The 18549-nt window shown below is 63.3% G+C and carries 16 protein-coding genes, 1 pseudogene and 1 riboswitch; of the genes and pseudogenes, 9 read left to right on the top strand and 8 right to left on the bottom strand.

The features are described from left to right. Nucleotides 1–7 precede the first annotated feature (7 nt). Entirely contained in the window at nt 8–229 is a 222-nt protein-coding gene (locus PRtIB026_RS17800) for an MbtH family protein (RefSeq protein WP_003256222.1), read from the top strand. Between the two features lie 4 nt (nt 230–233). Continuing rightward, complete coding sequence (locus PRtIB026_RS17795; RefSeq protein WP_203652473.1) at nt 234–953, top strand: thioesterase II family protein; 720 nt, start codon at nt 234–236, stop codon at nt 951–953. Between the two features lie 176 nt (nt 954–1129). Here PRtIB026_RS17795 and PRtIB026_RS17790 read toward each other — a convergent pair whose 3' ends face one another. Further along, complete coding sequence (locus PRtIB026_RS17790) at nt 1130–1588, bottom strand: hypothetical protein (protein WP_244671028.1); 459 nt, start codon at nt 1586–1588, stop codon at nt 1130–1132. Nucleotides 1589–1621: 33 nt separating this feature from the next. Then, nucleotides 1622–1903, bottom strand: a pseudogene (locus tag PRtIB026_RS26710) (RHS repeat-associated core domain-containing protein); the annotation flags it as partial. Nucleotides 1904–2152: 249 nt separating this feature from the next. Here PRtIB026_RS26710 and PRtIB026_RS17780 point away from each other — a divergent pair. Beyond that, nucleotides 2153–3268, top strand: a complete 1116-nt coding sequence (locus PRtIB026_RS17780) for a hypothetical protein (RefSeq protein WP_267812614.1) — start codon at nt 2153–2155, stop codon at nt 3266–3268. Nucleotides 3269–3381: 113 nt separating this feature from the next. After that, nucleotides 3382–4146, top strand: coding sequence for a hypothetical protein (locus PRtIB026_RS17775; protein WP_267812613.1), 765 nt, complete (start codon nt 3382–3384; stop codon nt 4144–4146). A gap of 2 nt (nt 4147–4148) precedes the next feature. Here PRtIB026_RS17775 and mrdA read toward each other — a convergent pair whose 3' ends face one another. Next, on the bottom strand, nt 4149–6041 hold the full coding sequence (mrdA, locus tag PRtIB026_RS17770; RefSeq protein ID WP_203652477.1) for a penicillin-binding protein 2: 1893 nt from the start codon (nt 6039–6041) through the stop codon (nt 4149–4151). Nucleotides 6042–6274: 233 nt separating this feature from the next. Between mrdA and PRtIB026_RS17765 the strand changes: the two genes are divergently transcribed. Next, the gene (locus PRtIB026_RS17765; protein ID WP_203652478.1) at nt 6275–6682 is read left to right on the top strand and encodes a TonB-dependent receptor domain-containing protein; all 408 of its coding nucleotides are present in this window, start codon (nt 6275–6277) and stop codon (nt 6680–6682) included. 330 nt (nt 6683–7012) lie between these two features. On the opposite strand, the gene PRtIB026_RS17760 is transcribed toward PRtIB026_RS17765, so the two are convergent. Beyond that, nucleotides 7013–7735 carry a DUF4198 domain-containing protein gene (locus PRtIB026_RS17760; protein WP_203652479.1) on the bottom strand — a complete coding sequence of 241 codons (723 nt, stop codon included), beginning with the start codon at nt 7733–7735 and terminating at the stop codon, nt 7013–7015. Between the two features lie 22 nt (nt 7736–7757). Next, on the bottom strand, nt 7758–9848 hold the full coding sequence (locus tag PRtIB026_RS17755; protein WP_203652480.1) for a TonB-dependent siderophore receptor: 2091 nt from the start codon (nt 9846–9848) through the stop codon (nt 7758–7760). A 137-nt stretch (nt 9849–9985) separates the two neighbouring features. Here PRtIB026_RS17755 and ykgO point away from each other — a divergent pair, with 137 nt between their 5' ends. Beyond that, nucleotides 9986–10129: a type B 50S ribosomal protein L36 gene (ykgO, locus tag PRtIB026_RS17750; protein ID WP_028694213.1), complete on the top strand. Its 144-nt coding sequence runs from the start codon at nt 9986–9988 to the stop codon at nt 10127–10129. Between the two features lie 256 nt (nt 10130–10385). Here the strand turns inward: ykgO and PRtIB026_RS17745 are convergent, their stop codons facing one another. The 3 genes from PRtIB026_RS17745 to PRtIB026_RS17735 form a co-directional block, all read right to left on the bottom strand. After that, on the bottom strand, nt 10386–11840 hold the full coding sequence (locus tag PRtIB026_RS17745) for a PepSY domain-containing protein (protein ID WP_234560967.1): 1455 nt from the start codon (nt 11838–11840) through the stop codon (nt 10386–10388). 5 nt (nt 11841–11845) lie between these two features. Then, nucleotides 11846–13999 (bottom strand): TonB-dependent receptor, encoded by a 2154-nt coding sequence (locus tag PRtIB026_RS17740; RefSeq protein WP_203652482.1) that lies wholly within the window; start codon nt 13997–13999, stop codon nt 11846–11848. Between the two features lie 70 nt (nt 14000–14069). Next, the gene (locus PRtIB026_RS17735; RefSeq protein WP_203652483.1) at nt 14070–14459 is read right to left on the bottom strand and encodes a DUF2946 family protein; all 390 of its coding nucleotides are present in this window, start codon (nt 14457–14459) and stop codon (nt 14070–14072) included. A gap of 142 nt (nt 14460–14601) precedes the next feature. After that, nucleotides 14602–14806: riboswitch (cobalamin riboswitch) on the top strand. Between the two features lie 88 nt (nt 14807–14894). Here PRtIB026_RS17735 and PRtIB026_RS17730 point away from each other — a divergent pair. The 3 genes from PRtIB026_RS17730 to PRtIB026_RS17720 are packed head-to-tail and all read left to right on the top strand — an operon-like array spanning nt 14895 to nt 18506. Then, a complete protein-coding gene (locus PRtIB026_RS17730; protein ID WP_203652484.1) occupies nt 14895–16850 on the top strand; it encodes a TonB-dependent receptor plug domain-containing protein in 1956 nt (651 codons plus the stop codon). 11 nt (nt 16851–16861) lie between these two features. Further along, entirely contained in the window at nt 16862–17590 is a 729-nt protein-coding gene (locus PRtIB026_RS17725) for a (2Fe-2S) ferredoxin domain-containing protein (RefSeq protein ID WP_244670990.1), read from the top strand. Continuing rightward, nucleotides 17583–18506 carry an ABC transporter substrate-binding protein gene (locus PRtIB026_RS17720; protein ID WP_203652486.1) on the top strand — a complete coding sequence of 308 codons (924 nt, stop codon included), beginning with the start codon at nt 17583–17585 and terminating at the stop codon, nt 18504–18506. The genes PRtIB026_RS17725 and PRtIB026_RS17720 overlap by 8 nt, the downstream gene beginning before the upstream one ends. Nucleotides 18507–18549: the final 43 nt, after the last annotated feature.

Here is an 18549-nt window from a genome sequence, read left to right as displayed (position 1 = left end):
ACAGGCAATGACTTCCGTATTCGACCGCGACGATATCCAGTTCCAGGTAGTGGTCAACCACGAAGAGCAGTATTCCATCTGGCCCGACTACAAGGCGATCCCCAACGGCTGGCGCGCGGTGGGCAAGAGCGGCCTGAAGAAGGACTGCCTGGCCTACATCGATGAAGTCTGGACCGACATGCGCCCACTGAGCCTGCGCCAGAAGATGGCCGAAGCCGCGGCGCAGTAAGCCGGTGTCGAGCCTGAACCTGCTGTGCCTGCCGTACTCCGGCGCCAGCGCCATGGTCTACAGCCGCTGGCGACGCAAGTTGCCGGCCTGGCTGCAGGTGCGCCCGGTGGAACTGCCCGGTCGCGGCGCGCGCATGGGCGATGACCTGCACACCGACCTGCGCGGCCTGGCCCGGCAGTTGGCCCATGAGCAGCGCGCCGCCACCCAGGCACCCTACGCCCTGCTCGGGCACAGCCTGGGGGCGCTGGTCGCCTTCGAGCTGGCCCACGAGCTGCGGGCGCTGGGCTGTCCACCGCCGCTGGCGTTGTTCGCCAGTGGCACCGCGGCGCCGACCCGCCGCGAGGACTACGCCGGCGGCAAGTGGACCGAACCCCGTGGCGACGCCGAGCTGATCGCCGAACTGCGCAAGCTGGGCGGCACCCCCGAGGAAGTACTGGCCAACCAGGAGCTGATGAGCCTGACCCTGCCGATCGTGCAGGCGGACTTCCTGCTCTGCGGCCGCTACGCCTACCAGCAGCGCCAGCCGTTGCAATGCCCGCTGCACGTACTTGCCGGCGAGGATGACCGCGCCAGTGACGAACAGTTGCAGGCCTGGGGGCGGGAGACCGTGGGTGCGCATTCGCTGGCGAAATTCCCCGGCGGGCATTTCTTCATCCACGAGCATGAAGACCAGGTGCTCGATGTGCTCTGTCGGACCCTGGAGCCGCTGCGGCTTTGTGCCTGAGCAGTGGTTGCCGTCGCGTTGTAACACCGCTGTTGCTCCTGCAATGGGTTGGTCGCTGGGTTTCTGGCGACCAGGCCTGACGGCCAAAGCTCTATTGAACGCTCCTATTCATATGCCTACTTCTTCCGGCTGAGCTTCTGCGTGGAAATCTATTCCGGCGAAGTTGGCTGAAGAGACTATTGCGTTTCGTTCCATGGAATTGTCCAAGTGACACTCCGGAGTGTGGCGGTCTGGTCCTTGGGGTCTGTAACCCTCCCCATCAGTTCGTTCCCGCGGCGTAAATAATTTTCCTGGGCGGCAATTAGCGAAGGGAGTTGAGTAGAGGCCGCTTTGCGGGATTCCTTTCCTGACCTTGCACCTTCATACAGGGATTTCATTACCGACTGATTGGCGTTAAATCGTTCTAAGTCCTGGTCCAGCACGTAGAGGTTGGCACCGCCTTGACTGGTTTTCTCGGATACTTGATGCACTGTTGCCGTTTTTTTCTGAACGATGTCAGCGGGTTGCCAGGTTCTAATCTCAAGTCCTCCGCTATCTTTGGGTACTACCGTTTCCCGGGGGAGGCGCTTTATCGTATTGGTGTAACGTACTGAATATTTGTACTGGACATGCCCCGTAGGATCGGCAGCATTCACCGGGTCTCCAATACAGTACGTATAAGCGTTTACATCGCCACGCCCGAATGGGCTCAAATTGTCAGGCGAAGTGAATCGACATAGGCTTGGGCTGTAGGCTCTATATCCGTTCCCTAGCAGGTAGTAACCTGTCGACAACTCCTGCGTCTCGCCATTGAACGCAAGTGACGATCGTAGTTCAGTGGTGAAAGGTCGATAGCCATAGGCTGAGTATGAATACGCAACGTCCGCGTGCGCTGCAAGGCAACGCAGGGTAGACGTCTTCAGGTCGGTTACCAATAAGGCAACCCATGGTGTGGCAGCCAGTGTCGACATGATCGCTCCGGAGCGGGGAGTTTTATGGCATGACTTTGTCGACTTCAGGGCAATCGACAACTGGTAAAAATGATAGGTTCGCATGTCTTGATCTGACGTTGAGGGCAAGGCAGGAAAAGCTTCAGGTTTACACCAGACACCCGGTCAGCGAATGACATTTTGCCAAGATGATGGCTAAGTGATATCTTTTATTTTCTCGTGGCGCCCGGCCTCATTGGGCAATCATCAAAGTGAAGATCTTGAGGGAATATGGATATCACCTACAAGCTACCCCATCCGGTGAGAATCAACTGCTCCGAGTATGCAGAGTTGAATACGCAGGCAATGGATCGGCTGTATGACGAAGTGTTCGTCGGTCTGGATATTGAATCTTGCTCTATCGACTACCTGACGCAGACGGTCATGCGCTCGCGCCCGGAAATTTTTGCGCTGCACCGTTCAGCCAATACGACTGACCACATGGCAGGAATTGCGCTCAGTACGACGCTCTATTCATACAAGTTCAGGCGGCAAGACGGAAATATACTGACGACGTCGAACGTGTTGGATGAAGTTCTGGAACAGACGGAAATAGGTGATGATGTTCCGGTTGATTATCTGCGTCCGCCCTTCAAGACGTGCTATATCGAGTTTACCGAAGATCGCAGTTCCTCTTTGAGTGTGTACAATGAACTAACCCATGAACACATTCTTGAAGGCGTCTATATCAGTGAGACCCAGATCGAGCCAGGCACCCAGGAGATGGAGCGGTATGTGGGTAGCCCAGTGGTTGATGTCACAAAGTCACTGAGAATTCTTGACCTGATGTTCACGGGTTCGCCGTTGGGCAAGGCGCACGTGGAAGATGATGCGCTGCGTGTGCAAGGGTTCTACATACAGGACGGCATGCGTACGATAAAACAGGAGCTAAGTCGCGTGGAGGAGAAATATGGCGCGGACGCTGACTTTGCTGGCGATATACAGTATTTGTCTCAAACCCTGAATCACATGGCGAAGGTCTTGCTGTTTATTAACTGCAAACAGTATCGTGATACGGCTTTTAATGAGCGCAAGGAGCTGCGCAAAAAAATAAATTCATTGAAAGGGCTGGGCAAGATTCGTAAATTTGAAAATAAACTTCGTAAGACCTATGATCGGGTCGTCATCAGTCCTGTGGACAACGTTGTCTATGAAAGCGATGTAGGCGTGGACCATTCGCGGCAGGTAAGGGAGAAGCGCACCCACTGGAGAAAGGGTCACTTTCGAATGCAGCCTTATGGGCCAGGCGCCAGCAAGCGAAAAATACTGTTCATTGAACCGACGGTTGTAGGGGGCGTTTTTGCGAAGAAGAAATCCTATGATGTGAGAGAAAAACAGCCTGTCTGAAGAACTGGTTTCTCTTTCGAAGGTGCCCCGGGTGCGATGGCCTGGGGTCTCTGTTCAGCATCAGGAGTGACGGCATCCGCGTAGGATGCCATCTTGAATGTTTAAGGGTTTTTATGGCTTCTTTGAATAAACGCAGGATGGGGTTCGTTGCCTTCAAGCGAGGCTTCGAAGACGGCACGACAATTAAACAGCTGCTTTTTTTGCACTCCGTGCTGGGGGCTGTTTCGTTTGCACTGTTCCCCGCGCTGTTCAGTGCGGGTGTTACCGCTATCCAGACCGAGTGGTCCTTGCTTGCCGCAGTGATGTTGTTTGCCATGAGTATGGTGGTGAATGTCGGCTTATTTCTGTTTTATTTCTTATTCTCGGAAGCTCCCGACATGTTGTGGTGGGCTCACATGTCACCACCCTACCGTGCATTGGAGGTCCTGGCTATAGGTTCACCCCTGGTGGGCATGCTGTGTCTGTTGACATTCTATTCTATCGGCGCTTTGGTCGTGGCGATCTCAGCCATTGGCCTTGTTGGCTTACTGAGTCTAAGAGTAATTGGCAGTGTTCGTGAGGCGATGAATGCGCGGGATGAACGCTGGCGAGCCGCACTTCTATCAGATGACTTAGAGTTGCTCGATGAATTGGATGCGTATGATTTTACGAAAAAAGATCCTGATCAGCGAACGTGGGAATATAAAATCACGCTTCTGCAAACTGACGGGCAGCTAAAAAAGCTGGGGTGGTTGACATTGAAGCACCCGGTCAGCAAGGGCGATGATGTCGAATGGTTCGGCGATGATGGCGGCCTTTATTCTGTATCAAGAATCATTCATTCCAGTTCAGCCGCTGTCTTGCAGTGCCGGCCGATTGAAAAAGATGATTTGTCCTGATTTCAGGCATGGGGGACGACCTTGGCAACCGGACTTTCCGCATACCGCGCCTTTAGATGCCCCTGCTCATCCAGCAGGTACGCATCCATCACCTCCCGCACCACCGGCCCCGCCACCCGACCTCCAGCCTCGCCGTTCTCGATCATCACCGCCACCACCATCGCCGGGTGCTCGGCCGGGGCGAAGCCGACGAACAGGGCGTTGTCGCGGTGGCGCTCGAGGGTCTTGTTGCGGTTGTAGCGTTCACCCTGCTTGATCGCCACCACCTGCGCCGTGCCGCTCTTGCCGGCGATGCGGTACTGCGCGCCGGCGGCGGCGGCGCGGGCGATGCCGCGCGGGTCGTGCATGACCATCTGCATGCCCTGGCTGACCTGGTCCCAGGCGTGCCGGTCGTGCAGCACGATATCCGGCATCGGGTTGGGGTCGACCGGCGCCTGGCCGCCGATGGTCAGCGCCAGGTGCGGGCGGTGCCAGGCGCCCTTGCTGGCCAAGAGGCTGGTGGCCTGGGCCAGTTGCAGCGGGGTGACCTGCATGTAGCCCTGGCCGATGCCGAGGATCAGCGTCTCGCCGGGGAACCAGGCCTGACGCCGGGTAGCGCGCTTCCAGGCCTGTGACGGCATCAGCCCGGGGGCTTCCTCGAACATGTCCAGCGAGACCTTCTGGCCCAGGCCGAACTCGGCCATGTAGTCGTGCAGGCGGTCGATGCCCAGCTTGTGCGCCAGGTCGTAGAAGTAGGTGTCGTTGGAGCGCATGATCGCCGTGTACATGTCCACCCAGCCATCGCCCGTGCGGTTCCAGTTGCGGTACTTGTGGTCGTAGTTGGGCAACTCGTAGTAGCCGGGGTCGAAGACCCGGCTGGCGGGGTTGATCACGCCGCTGTCGAGGCCGGCGATGGCCACCTCGGGCTTGACCGTCGAGCCGGGGGCGTACAGCCCGCGCAGCACGCGGTTGAACAGCGGCCGGTCGATGGAATCGCGCAGGGCGGCGTACTGCCTGTAGCTGATGCCCTTGACGAACAGGTTGGGGTCGAAGGCCGGGTTGCTGACCATGGCCAGCACATCGCCGTTGGCCGGGTCAAGCACCACCACCGCGCCGCGCCGGTCGCCCAGGGCTTTCTCGGCGGCCTGCTGCAGATGGGCGTCGAGGCTCAGCACGATGTCCTTGCCCGGCACCGGGTCGTGGTGGTTGAGCACGCGCATCACCCGGCCCTGGGCGTTGGTCTCGACTTCCTCGTAACCCACCTGGCCGTGCAGTTCGTTCTCGTAGAATCGTTCGATACCGGTCTTGCCGATCGACTGGGTGCCGCGGTAGGCGGTGCTGTCGAGGGCCTTGGCTTCCTTTTCGTTGATGCGCCCGACGTAGCCCACCGAATGGGCGAAGTGCTCGGCCAGCGGGTATTCGCGGATGAACTGCGGCTCGACCTCCAGCCCCGGCAGGCGGAACTGGTTGACCGCGATCAGGGCGATCTGCTCTTCGCTCAGGCCCACCAGCAGGGTCACCGGCTCGAACGGCTTGCGTCCGCGGCGCAGGTCCTTGTCGAACTGCTGGCGGTCGTCCTCGGACAGCGTGAGGATCTGCGCCAGGCTGTCGAGCACCCGCGCCGGGTCGCCAGCCCGCTCGCGGGTCATGGTCAGGTTGAAGCTGGGCTTGTTGTCGGCCAGCACCACGCCGTTGCGGTCATAGATCAGGCCGCGTTCCGGTGGAATCGGCAGCACGTGCACGCGGTTGTTCTCCGACACCGCGCTCTGCTGGTCGTGCTGCAGCACCTGCAGTACATAGAGCCGACCCACCAGCACCGCCACCAGGCTCATCACCAGCAGGGCGCAGGCCAGCAACCGGCGGTTGACCAGGTGCTTTTCCGTTTCGTGGTCCTTGAGGGGAATGGGCTGGGGCATGGGCTTCGTGGTGTCACGCAATGGGGTCGCGATGCTACGCGGGCGGGCAGGGGGGCTCAAGGCGAGCCCAGCCGCGCAGCCACCACGCAACGCCGCTCGGCCCCGCTTCCAGGGGGTTGGCGGCAAATATGAAGTTTCCTTCATGGAACGCTGGGAACGATCGGATTTGTGCCGAAGGGATGGGATTTGTCAGAATACGCGATAAGCAATCATTATCATTCGCAGGGTAATCCATGCAGTCGGCTCTTGCTTCCCATGCCCCGGTGCGCATCCTCGCCATCGAGGACAGTGACGGCAACCCGCTGTCGGTGGTGCCGGAGTACACCGTCAACACCATGCTCGACTGGCAGGTGACCGAGGCCCTGTCGCTGAGCCTGACCGGCACCTACTACGGCAAGCAGGAGCCGCGGCAGTTCAATCCGACCCTTACGGCTCAGAACGAGCTGAAGACCCTTGATCCGTACCATGTCTGGGGCATCGGTGGCACTTACGCGCTGAGCAAGAACCTGTCGTTCGGCGCCGGTATCAGCAACCTGTTCGACAAGCGCGTTTACCGCGAAGGGGCGGGGACCCGCGCCGGCGCCGCCACCTACAACGAGCCGGGGCGCGCGTTCTATGCGTCGGTGACCACCTCGTTCTGATGACAAGCGGGGCTGCTGCGCAGCCCTTTCGCGGCACAAGGCCGCTCCTACAGAGGGACGTGATCTTCTGTAGGAGCGGCCTTGTGCCGCGAAAGGGGCGCAACGCGCCCCCAAGGATTGCAAACCGTGAACCTCTCCTGGCCCATGCTCTCGCGCATCGTCGCCGCCGTGCTGTTGGCGCTGATCGGCTTCTGGCCGCAACTGCCGCAGCGCCTGGGATGAAGCAGAAAACCATCACCCAATCCCTTTCATGGCTGCACACCTGTTGCGGTTTGCTGTTCGCCAACTTTCTCATCGGCACCCCGGTCGCTGCGGCCTGGTGTGACGTGGCTATTCGTGGTGCGGTTCGCCCAGGAAGGTCAATGAGCTGAACAGGCTCTGTTGCGCCACGGGGGAACCTTCGGGCAAAGGCTGCGTGGCTTGGGCGGCAATGATGTTCAGGCCCTCGTTGCGCACCTTGATCAGCGCCCGGCCGTCAGCGCCGGTCGTGGCGCTGACCTGATCAGGCGCGCCCCGGTAGTCGCCCTGCAGGGGAATACCCGGCGCGGGCTTGCCGTCGATCAGGACCTGCACTTCCAGCAGGTTGCCGGGCCCCACCTTGAGCGGGTCGCTCAGCGGCACGATGGCCAGGCGCAGCATGTCCAGCTTGGGCAAACGGGTGCTGCCCTGGTAGATGGCCAGGCTGTACTTGAAGCTGTGAGTCGAGGCGATGGCATCCTTGACCTGGGTGCGGTCCTGGTTGACCCATTGTTTGTCCGGGCGCTGTGACCACGGTCCGTTGTCCAGCACCACGGCCAGTGCCGCGGGCGGGGAGAGCGGTTGCAGGCGAGCATGGTCGGCCAGGCGCTCGACGCTGACCGGAATCATCTTGCCGGCGCTGTCGAACGCCCAGGCGCGCTTGATCTTCTCGGCCTTGTAGGCGTCATCCTCGGCGCCATGGCCGTATACCGCCTCGATATTGCCGCGTCGCTGCTCGGTCCACAGGCCGTGGGCGCCGGCGTCGGCGCTGATGGTCATGGCCAGCAGGGCGGCCAGTTTCAGTGATGGATGCATGACAGTCCCTTGAATCAGAGGTTTAGAGGTTCAGGGTCAGGCTTACGCTGACGTTGCGCGGCTCGCCGGGCAGCACCCACGAACTGTTGTACGAACGTTCGTAGTACTTGCGGTCGAACAGGTTGTTGAGGTTCAGCCCCACGGTGACCTGTTCGCTGGCCTTGTAGTGCGCCAGCAGGTCGACCGTGCTGTAGGCGTCCAGGGCGAAGTGGCTGCCGGCCTGGCCGGAGCGCTCGCCGACATAGTTGAACACCGCGCCGATGTCCGAGCCGCGCAGGGCGCCGTCCTGGAACTCGTACACGCCCATCACGCTGCCACTGTTGCGGGCAATGCCCAGCAAGTCGCTGCCCTTGGGCAGGGCCGCGTCGCCCTTGGTGACCTCGGCATCGATGTAGGCGTAGGCACCGATCACCCGCACGGCGTCGGTCAGCTGGCCGCTGAACTGCAAGTCCAGCCCCTGGCTGCGCGCTTCGCCCGCCGCCACGCTCTCGCCGAAGGCGTCGGTGGTGATGACGTTTTCCTTGTCGATATGGAACAGCGCGATGGTCGCGCCAAGGCGGTTATCGAGCAGGTCGAGCTTCAGCCCGGTCTCGTAACCGATGCCTTTTTCAGGCTTGTAGACTTGGCCCTGTGTTCCGATGGTATTGGGCTTGAACGACGTCGAGGCGTTGGCGAACACGCCGACCTGTGGGGTCAGCTGGTACAGCAGCCCTACGCGCGGCGTGGCGACATCCTTCGCCTGGCTGTTGCTGACCCCGGTGGAGCGGTTCTGCGCAGTCTGTTCGATGCGCTCCAGACGCACACCCAGCAGGCCGCGCAGGCGCTCGGTGAAGGCGATCTGGTCCTGCAGGTTGAGGGCATGGCTTTCGGTACGTTCGAAGAAGTCGTTGGCCCGTGTGAGCGCCAGCTTGGGCTTGCCGTACACCGGGTTGTAGATGTCCAGGCCATAGCCCGCCGAGGTCGCGCTTTGCGGGTACTTCTGGCTGTTGCGGTAGTTTTCGTATTCAAGCCCGATCAGGCTCTGGTGCTGCCAGCCGAGCAGCTGGAACTGGCCGTGCAGCTCGGCCTGGGTGATGTTGTCGTTCCACTCGAAGTCGCGCTCGCGGTAGAAGCGGGTGAGGGTGTTGCCGACCAGGGCCTGGGGCTCGGAGCTGTTGCCCTTGAGCGTGCCCTGGGTGTAGTGGTTGGCCAGGCGCAGCTTCCAGTCGTCGTTGAGAAAGTGCTCCAGCGCCAGGTCGAGGGTCTGGTTGTCGTTGCGGATCTTGCCGTCGTTGGGTTCGCCCATGAAGGCCGAGCGCGGTACCGAACCCATCTGGCCGTTGACCGCCGGAATGCCCCGGTCGAACACCGATTCGGTGCGCGAGAACTCGGCATCGAGCATCACCCGGGTGTCCGGCGACAGCTGCCAGCTCAGCGACGGACTGACAATGCGCCGTTCACTGTTCACGTGATCGCGGAAACTGCCGTTGTCCTCGACCGCCAGGTTGATCCGGCCCAGCAGGTTGCCTTCGCTGTCCAGGGGCGAGTTGGCATCCAGGGCGGTGCGGTAGCGGTCCCAGCTGCCCGCGCTCAGGCTGAGGGTGCTGAAGGTCTCGGCCTGGGGGCGCTTGCTGACGATATTGACCAGCCCGCCAGGGTCGCCACGGCCATAGAGGCTGGCGGCCGGGCCCTTGAGCACTTCGATGCGCTCGATGCTGGAGGTGTCCGGGGAACTGTAGCTGCCGCGGTTGATGGCAAAGCCGTTCTTGTACAGCTCGCCGGTGGTGAAGCCGCGCACGCTGTAGTTGAGGAAGGTCAGGCCGCCGAAGTTGTTCTGCCGCGACACGCCGCCGGCGAAATCCAGGGCGCGGTCGATGCGGGTGGTGTTGAGGTCCTTGATCACCTGGGCGGGCACCACCTGGATGCTCTGCGGGGTGTCGCGGATATCGCTGTCGGTGCGCGTGGCGGTGGCCGAGCGGGTGGCGCGATAGCCTTGCACCGGGCCGTCGGCACGCTCTTCGAGGTAGGCGTCGGTGATCGAGGTTTCCTCCAGCAGCAGGGGTTGGGCTGCCGAGAGGGGTTGGCCGAACAGGCCCAGGGTGAGGCCGGCCAGAAGCGGTGCGCGAGGGTTCACGGGGGATCTCCAATTAATATGTAATAACGTAACATTTACCATTGCTCTGACGCCATAGGGAGCTGTGGTTTACGGCGTGATTGTCAGATGGGAATGATTCGCGTTATTGTAATGTTATTACGTAACTGGAGGTTCTCATGCAAGTACTGTCCTCACTCAAGCAGGCCAAGCGCCGTCATCGTGATTGCCAGGTGGTCAAGCGTCGTGGCCGGATCTATGTGATCTGCAAGTCCAATCCGCGGTTCAAGGCCAGGCAGGGCGGGGTGAAGAAGCGGGGGTAGCACGCTGTCCTGGTCGAATCGAAGAATTACGTTTGGCTCCATGAGAGATCGTCCAGCCCTGTTATTTCTGTGGGAGCGGGTTTATCGGACCGCCGCACCGCCGCGAACACCGGCGGAGCCGGTGCCATTCACCGCGCTGGATTCTTCGCGGGTAAACCCGCTCCCACAGAGTCAAGCTAAACCAATGGGTTACATGTCGTCCCATAGGAGCCCACCAGAAAGTGGCGCACCTGATGCCATACCTTGGACGCAGACGCTAACGGAGCGTCCTGCGCAAACGCCGCCAACCCAGCACCACACCACTGAGGGCAATCACCAGTCCACCGCTACTCAGGACGATGATCAGCCCTTCCCGCAACAGCGGCCGCGCCAGCAGCGGTTGCCAGTCCCAGCTGTGCAACAGGTTGAACAACCAGCGGCCGGTGCGTTGCGCCCGGTCATGGCTGGCCACCAGCATGCCGCTGGCCGGGTCCATGTAGGCCCAGGTGCCGGCCGGGTCGTCGAAACGCAGACGCAGCACAGGTAACGGCCTGGACTGGAAACCGTACATGCTCTGCGGATCGCGGGCAAAGTAGTGGAAGTCGTAGGCGGTCTGCCAGTCGTCTTGCACCGTAATGCCCGGGGCCATGGCCTGCGCGGCCGCCAGCAACCGCTGTCGGGCAAATGCCCGGGCCGGTGGCGCGCCGGCTTCGAGGATGCGGCTGTCGCCGTTGGCGTTGCGTGCCACCAGGTAGGTGATGTCGGCCAGGCGCTGCCACTGCAACTCGACGGCGTTGAAGCCTGCCTCCTCGCGTAACCAAGCCAACGCCGTGGCGACCGGCAGCTTGAGGTCGACGGCGCGCAGCGGGCCGGGTTGCAGGGCGATCTGCGAACGGCTGTCGGTCAGGCCCCAGGGGCGCATCGACATCAGGCCACTGAACACCCACAACACCAGCACGCCGCCGAACAGCAGCCCGCCGATGTGGTGCCAGCGCAGCCAGCCGCTCGGGTAAGGGCTGCACGAGCCGCTGCGATAGCGCTTGCGCAAGCGTAGGCGCAGGATGCCCACCGCCATGCCCAGGACCGCCATCAGCGTGCCGAGCACGGACAGGCCGATCACCAGCGTGCGCCAGCCGTTGTCGAAGCCGAACCCGCCGCGCAAGGGATAGAGCCAGTGCAGCCAGGCACCGACCCAGTTCCATGTGCGTTCCTGTGCGGTGGCGTCGCGGACCACTTCACCGCTGCGCCCGGACAGGTACAGCCAGGTGCCGGCGGCATCGTCCACCCGCACCCGGTGCAAGGGCCGGTCGCCGTCCAGGGCCCGGGAGTGGGTCCACATGTCCTCGTCCACCGTGCCCTGGTAGGCCAGTGCCGCGTCACCGGCGTACTGCCGGGCATTGGCCAGGGCCCAGGCGGCATCGGCCTGAGCCAGGGACGCGCCGCTGGCGGCATCGAGGGTGACGCGGCGCCCGTCGGCCAGTTCCAGCAGGTAGTGCGCTCGCCCGCCCAGGCTGGTCAGGCGCAGCGCTTTCAACGGCTGCTGCGCCCACTGCGCCGGCAACTCGGCGCAGCAACCCGCCGGCAGTGCCGGCAGGTGGGCCAGGCGCTCGGCCGGGGTCAACTTGGGGTAGCCGACATACAGCATGACCACCCCGGAGACGAACCACAGCGCCATGAACAGACAGGCGACGATACCCAGCCAGCGGTGCCACAGGTACAGCTGGCGTTTCAGGCCCATCAGTAGCGCCACTGCACAGCGACTTCCAGGCTGCGCGGCTCACCCAGGTAGTACTGGGTGTTGGTCTGGTGGATGAAGCGGGCGTAGACCTCGTCGGTGAGGTTGCGCAGCCGCGCGCTGAGCTGCACGTGCTGGTCCAGATCGTGGGTCATCGACAGCCCGTAGACGGTGTACGACGGCACCCAGGCGGTGTTGGCGGTATTGGCGTACACCGACGACACATAGCGGGCGTCGGCGCCGACCTGCCAACCCGGCGCCAGGTCGTAGGTCAGCCACAGGTTGGCGACCCGGTCGGGGATGTTCACCGGGTTCTTGCCCTTGCGCGAGTACACCACGCCGCCGATGGTCTCGTTGAATTCGTCGTATTCGGCGTTGACCCAGCTGAAGTTGCCCGCGGCCAGCAGCTTGGGCGTGACCTTGAACGAGGCCGCCAGCTCGATGCCGGTGGAGGTCTGCTGGCCCGCCTGCTCGGTGGTGTTGGGCACGGTCGAGGAGGGCACCGAGATGTTCTTGCGCACGATGCGATAGGCCGCTGCAGTGGCCGAGCCGCGCCCATCGAGGAAGTCAAACTTGCTGCCCACTTCCACCTGGCGGCCGGTGCTCAAGTCGAAGTCGCCGACCTGGCTGATCGAGGCGCCGGTGAGCGAGCCTCCCGGCGGCTCGGCCGAGGTGCTGTACTGGGTGTACAGGCTGACATTGGGCGTCAGCTCGTAGACCAGGCCCAGGCGGCCGGTGAAGGCGTCCCAGCGCCGGTCCAGCTTGGCCCGGGTCACGTGGTCGACCACGTCGAAGTCGATATGGTCGTAGCGCAGCGCGGTGATCAGCGACAGCTGGTCGGTCAGGCGGGTGCGGTTTTCGACGAAGCCCGCAGTGGTGTCGGTGTTGGTGCTGCGGCCTTTGGCCCGCGGCGCGTCCATGCCGGGGATGTCGAGGAAGTGATCGGGTTGGAAGCCGTTCGGGTCGATGCGGTCGAAAGCACCCTTGGACAGTGGGTAGTTGGTCTGCTGGTTGCGGTTGTAGTCCACGCCGAACGCCCAGTCGCTGGCCAGGCCGAACAGCTGGCCCTGGTGGGTCAGCTCGACGCGGTTGCCGTTGACCTCCTGGTCGTGGCGCTGGCGGTAGCCGCCGGAGCGGTCGATGGCGGTGTTGCCGGCGTTGTAGCGGTACACCTCGAGGTTGCGGTAATCGCGCTGGCCGTTGTAGTGGTAGAAGGTGTTGCGCAGCTGGTTGCTGTCGTCGATGCGATAGTCGGTGATCGAGCGCAGCCAGCGCGTGCGCTGCTCGTAGCGGCCGTCCTCGACGTTGTAGTTGTTGAAGCGATTGTGCTTGTCGATGTGCAGGGTGCCGACCGCCGGTTGCAGCACCGGCGTGCCCCAGTACGGGCTGTCCTCTTTTTCTTCCAGGTACTCGATGGCCAGGGTGTGCGACAACTGGTCGTTGATGTCGCTGAGCAGCGAGAAGGCCAGGTTGCCGGCCCCGTTCTCCTGGCGGTCGATGTAGCCATTGGTGCTGGTGCGGCTGTAGTCGAGTCGGGCGTAGTGGCGTGGGCCGTCGCCGCTGTTGAGCGCCTTGTTGAGGCCGACCGAGGTCTCCATCGTGTCGTAGCGGCCATAGCTGACGCGGCCTTCGAAGGTATCCTCGTCGCGGTTGGCCAGCTTGGTGATCATGTTCAGGCTGCCGCCGACGGCGCCGCTGCCGTTGAGGAACGACGAGGGGCCGCCGAGCAGTTCGACGCGGTCGTAGATCCACGCCCCGACCGGTCGCCCGGCAGCGCCGTACTGCAGGTTGATGCCATTGAACAGCTGGCTGACCTGTGCACCGTTGAAGCCGCGGTACGACACGTAGCCGCCCCAGCCGGGCGGTGCCGAAGCGTTGACCCCGGGCAGGGCGTTGGCGGCGTCCTGGAAGTTGCGCGCGCCGATGCGTTCCATGGTCTTGCGGTCGGCGACGCTGACCGAGGCGGGGTTCTCGCGGGCGCTGAGGTTCAGTCGCGAGCCGCTTTCGATAGGCCGGTCAAGGTCCAGGGTGGTGGCTTCTTTGGGTTGGTCGGCGGTGGCCGTGACGTTGCTGGCGGGCAGGGTCAGGGTGTCATCCTGCGCCCAGGCGCAGGTTGCGCTGCCAACGAGCAGCGCCAAAGTGGTCATGCGAAACATGCAAGGCTTCCTGGCTGAAATCGGTTAGCGCACGCCCGCTGCCGATCAGGCAGCGCAGGGCGTGGCGATGTCAGAACGCGAGAAGCGAAGCAGGAGAGGCGCGCGGATTGACCAGTGGCCAGCGCTGCTTGGGCAGGGGTGGCGCGGGTTGCCTGGGTAAGGGTTTGCTCGACTCCCCGGCGAGCAAGGCCAGCAGGCCGAAGAACACCGCCAGCAGGGTGGCGCTGAACAGGCTGGCGATCACGCAGTCGCCGCCGGCGGGCAGCACCGGGTCGCTGATGTCCTGGTCGCCCTTGAACACGCCGCTGCTGTCGGCCGCGCACCAGGCGGCGTCATCCAGGCCGGCCAGGCGCAAGCCCGCCATCTGTCCATGGCCCATGGCGCACAGCAACGAGCCGAACAGGATGCTGAAATACAGCACCCAGGCGACTTGCGATCGTGTGTGGCGGGCCAGCTTCATCGGCAAAGCTCGAAGGGAATGAGAATAGGTTCGGCGTGCGGATTCTACAGCGTTTGAAACATCTGCCTAGAGTGCTCGGCCGATAAAAAACATTCGAATCGATTCACCTGGCTGGCTTGACGCCTCTCGGCCCCAGGTGTTCAGATGCCGACCGATTTCAGGTGTCCCATGCCGCCGCGCATGGGGTGAAACGGGAAACCGGTACGCGCTTCGCGCCAGTCCGGTGCTGCCCCCGCAACGGTATGCAAGTGATGCCTTCGACAGACCACTGTGGCTAATGCGCCATGGGAAGGTGAAGGTGTCTTGTCTTGCGAGCCCGGAGACCGGCCTGGAATGTGGTAGGCAAACTCCTGCGGTGGGCGGGCATGGGCCGGTATTGGCTGTGCGCGATCCCTGCTCCTGCGTGCTTCTGCGAAAGTCACTTTCGAGAAGAGCATGATTGCTGTGATTCACTCCCGACGTTTCTCCCCCAAGGCCCGGACCCTGCTTCTGGGCTGCCTGGCCAGCCCCCTGGCACTGGCCGAAAACACCCCTCTGATCCTCGACCAGCAGATCGTCGCCGCGCCCTCGGTGGAGTCGACCACGGTCGCCGCCATGGCCCAGTACGGCAGCAAGGTCGAGATCGTCAGCCGCGAGCAGATCGAGCGCGCCGGCCCCGGCGCCGACATCACCCGGGTGATGCAGATGTTCATCCCCGGCTTCTACGTCGCGCCGAAGAACGGCCCGTTCGACTACGGCACCTACTCGCTGCTGGGCGGGCGCAACGACGACACCTTGATCCTGCTCGACGGCGTGCGCCTGAACAACCGCCTGTACGGTGGCCTGTACCTGGACACCCTGCCGGCCAACGCGGTGGAGCGCATCGAGGTGCTCAAGGGCGGCCAGAGCCTGTTGTTCGGCACCCAGGCGGTGGCGGGGGTGATCAATATCGTCACCCGCAGCCCGCAGCGCCGCGAGGCTTCGGGGGAGGTCAACCTGGGCCTGGACAGCTTCGCCGGCAACAGCAAGGACGCCCGCGTCGAGCGGATCTTCAGCAATGGTTTCGGCGACCTGGGGCTGCTGGCCTATGTCAGTCACAACGTCTCCGACGGCTACCAACCGTTTCGCAACCGTGACTACAGCGGCAACGTCAGCGACAAGAAACGCGGCTACGAGGTAACCACCTTCGGCGGCAAGGCGATCCAGGCCTTCGGCGACGATACGCGGCTGGAGCTGTTCTACCAGTACACCGACGCCAACCTCGATTTCGCCCGGCCGGTGAACAACTACAAGACCACCAACGACCGCGTGCAGCAGATCGCCACCGCCACCTTCGAGCAGCGCCTCAACGAGCGCCTGAGCTACTTCGTCAAGGGCCATGTCAACGACTGGGACACCCGCTACACCCGCATCAACAACCGCGCCGACGGCAGCCGCAACGTGGTCAACCACAACGACTACTGGGGCTTCACCGACTGGGGTGTGCAGGCCGAGGGCAAGGCCGAGCTCGACGGCGGCCATGTGCTGGTGTTCGGTTCCGACAACCAGTGGTTCAAGGGCCAGGACGACGTGCTGTTGATCGACGACAACGAGGCCCAGGCCAATGCGCTGTATGCCCAATTGAGGCCAAGGATCGAGGCCCTGCCGAACTGGCACCCGAGCCTCGGCGTGCGCCACGAAGCCATGAGCGGCGGCTACAGCGCCACCGTCGGCATGCTCACCTCGCTGTACGACCTGAACGACAACTGGCAGCTGCGCGGCCAGTACGGCAGCGCCTACAAGCTGCCCAACGCCGAGCAGCTGTTCGTCAACGAGCCTGGCGACGAGATCGGCAACCGCGACCTCAAGCCCGAGAAGAGCCGCAATGCCGAGCTTGGCCTGGACTACCACGGCCTGCTGCTGGCGCGTGAGTTCAGCGCCAGCGTCACCGTGTTCCGGCGCAAGATCACCGACCTGATCACCCTGGACGGCAGCCAGTGGGTGAATGGCCAGGGGCAGGTGCAGATGCGTGGTTTCGAGGCCGATGCACGTATCCAGCTCGACGACCAATGGAGCCTGCAGGCCGACATGACCCGTAACCTCACCGAGTCGCGCACCGGGGCGACGATCAACGACGTGCCGAGTTTCTTCGCCCGCTCGCGGCTCGGCTACGAATCGGCAGACCGCAGGTGGGGTGCCGGAGGGGCCATTCGCTACATTCGCGACGTGGTCAGCTCCAAGGGCGTCGACTATGGCCATTACTCGGTGGTCGATGCCGATGCCTATCGTTACCTGGATGGCGCCCGCCAGCACCGGCTGAGCCTGCTGGTTGAGAACCTGTTCGACCGCGACTATGTCACCAGCCGGGCGAGCAATGTCGACAACCTCGGGCGGCCGTTCACCAGCGAACTGCGGTACACCTACACCTTCTGAGGGGCGTGAGCATGGACTATCAGCGTGTGCTGTTCGTGGGCCCCGGTCTGGCGAGTGGCTCGGTGGCCGAGGCGTTCGGCGCCGAGGTTCGCGACCTGCGTGGCCGCGAGGCGGACCGGGATATCGTCGATACCCTGGAGGGCTTCGACGGGCTGTGGGTGGTTATCCGCGAGGCCCTTGACCTGGGCATTGAGCGCTTGCTGGTAGTGGACCTGGAACCCACCTCGGACAGCGCCTACCTCGACTGGCTGCGCGATGAGCTGGGGCGCCTGGCGCAAGGTCGCGCCGGTATCTGGATCACGGCCCAGGCCCTGGGCCGGCGCGGGCTGGATGCTCGGGCGGCGTGTGCCAGCGTCGGCGAGCATGCCCGTCACCTGCCATGCGACCAGGTCAACGCGGTGGCCAGCGATCCGGACTGGTCGCGGATACCCGAGCATGCCCGCCAGGTGTTCCTGTGCACCGGCCCACGCTGCGTGCGGCGCGGTGCCTTGCCGTTGTGGAAACGCCTGCGCCGCCAGTTGCTGGAGCGTGACTTGATCGAGACGCCAGGCGGCGTGCTGCTGACCCGTACCGGTTGCCAGTTCCCCTGCAACCTGGGGCCAGTACTGACGGTGCACCCGGACGGCTGCTGGTATCGGGTACGTGATGGTCGGGAGGTGGAGGAATTGGTAAAAACGCATCTAGAGGGCGGAAGGATCGCCGAAAGATTGCTGATCAAGGGAGGGACATGCAATGCGTAAAGCCTGGTTGCTGTCGCTGGCCCTGTGCTGTGGCACACCGGCCCTGGCCGAGCGCTTTCGCAACTGCGGGCAGGACTGGCAACGGCCTGCGGCGACGCCTGCACGTATCGTCGCCCTCAACCAGCACGCGGCCGACCTCCTGCTCGCCCTTGGCGTCGGGCCGTCGATGGTCGGGGTGGCCTACCTGGATGACAACGGCGTCGCCTACAAGCAGGGTCGCTACCAGGGCGTGCCGGTGATCGCCCGGGAGTATCCGGCCAGCGAGGTGCTGTACGCGCAAAGGCCGGACCTGGTGGTCGGTGGATTCGCCACGGCCTTCGGCGATGGGGTCAGCTCGCGAACCCGGCTGGCCGGCAACGGGATCGCCACCTACCTGCTCGAGTCGGCCTGTGCCGGCCATTCCCTGGACTACTACGCCCATGTCCGGCGTGACCTGACCCTCCTTGGCGAAATGCTCGGCAGGCAGGCGAGAGCCCAGGCGTTGATCGAGGCGATGGAGGCGGACCTGACGCGGGCCAGGGCGATCGCGCCTGTCGGCAAGCCGCTGTCGGTGTTCTACCTCGACAGCGAGGTCCGCGGGCTGGACAGCGAAGGCGGGCGGGGTTTCGTCACGCCATTGCTGGCCGCCGCCGGGGCGCGCAATGTGCTCGGCGGGATTGACCAGTACCGGGTGACGGTCAACCGCGAGGCGCTGCTGAGCAGCGACCCCGATGTGATCCTGCTGGCCGACGCCCTGTGGTCGCCGGCCAGCCGCAAGCGTCGGCTGCTGACCCGTGATCCGGTGCTCTCGAGCCTGCGGGCGGTGCGCGAGAACCGCATGATCGATATCCCGTTCACCGAGCTGGTGCCGACGCCGGCCAGCGGGCGGGTGACCCTGGAACTGGCGCGGCGGCTCAGGCAAGTGGCTGTCCCATAGCTGGCCAGCCCTGATCGCGAAGCTTGGCGTCGGAGCGGGCTTG

The organism is Pseudomonas sp. RtIB026 (assembly GCF_016861355.2).
Classification (GTDB): domain Bacteria; phylum Pseudomonadota; class Gammaproteobacteria; order Pseudomonadales; family Pseudomonadaceae; genus Aquipseudomonas; species Aquipseudomonas peradeniyensis.
This window is presented reverse-complemented; position numbering and strand designations above follow the sequence as displayed.

Excerpts from the sequence above, each read along its gene's own strand:
- PRtIB026_RS17800 (WP_003256222.1), top strand. The coding sequence starts at position 8 with ATGACTTCCGTATTCGACCGCGACGATATCCAGTTCCAGGTAGTGGTC.
- PRtIB026_RS17725 (WP_244670990.1), top strand. The coding sequence starts at position 16,862 with ATGGACTATCAGCGTGTGCTGTTCGTGGGCCCCGGTCTGGCGAGTGGC.
- PRtIB026_RS17740 (WP_203652482.1), bottom strand. The coding sequence starts at position 13,999 with ATGTTTCGCATGACCACTTTGGCGCTGCTCGTTGGCAGCGCAACCTGC.
- mrdA (WP_203652477.1), bottom strand. The coding sequence starts at position 6,041 with ATGCCCCAGCCCATTCCCCTCAAGGACCACGAAACGGAAAAGCACCTG.
- ykgO (WP_028694213.1), top strand. The coding sequence starts at position 9,986 with ATGCAAGTACTGTCCTCACTCAAGCAGGCCAAGCGCCGTCATCGTGAT.
- PRtIB026_RS17735 (WP_203652483.1), bottom strand. The coding sequence starts at position 14,459 with ATGAAGCTGGCCCGCCACACACGATCGCAAGTCGCCTGGGTGCTGTAT.
- PRtIB026_RS17730 (WP_203652484.1), top strand. The coding sequence starts at position 14,895 with ATGATTGCTGTGATTCACTCCCGACGTTTCTCCCCCAAGGCCCGGACC.
- PRtIB026_RS17720 (WP_203652486.1), top strand. The coding sequence starts at position 17,583 with ATGCGTAAAGCCTGGTTGCTGTCGCTGGCCCTGTGCTGTGGCACACCG.
- PRtIB026_RS17780 (WP_267812614.1), top strand. The coding sequence starts at position 2,153 with ATGGATATCACCTACAAGCTACCCCATCCGGTGAGAATCAACTGCTCC.
- PRtIB026_RS17765 (WP_203652478.1), top strand. The coding sequence starts at position 6,275 with ATGCAGTCGGCTCTTGCTTCCCATGCCCCGGTGCGCATCCTCGCCATC.
- PRtIB026_RS17775 (WP_267812613.1), top strand. The coding sequence starts at position 3,382 with ATGGCTTCTTTGAATAAACGCAGGATGGGGTTCGTTGCCTTCAAGCGA.
- PRtIB026_RS17760 (WP_203652479.1), bottom strand. The coding sequence starts at position 7,735 with ATGCATCCATCACTGAAACTGGCCGCCCTGCTGGCCATGACCATCAGC.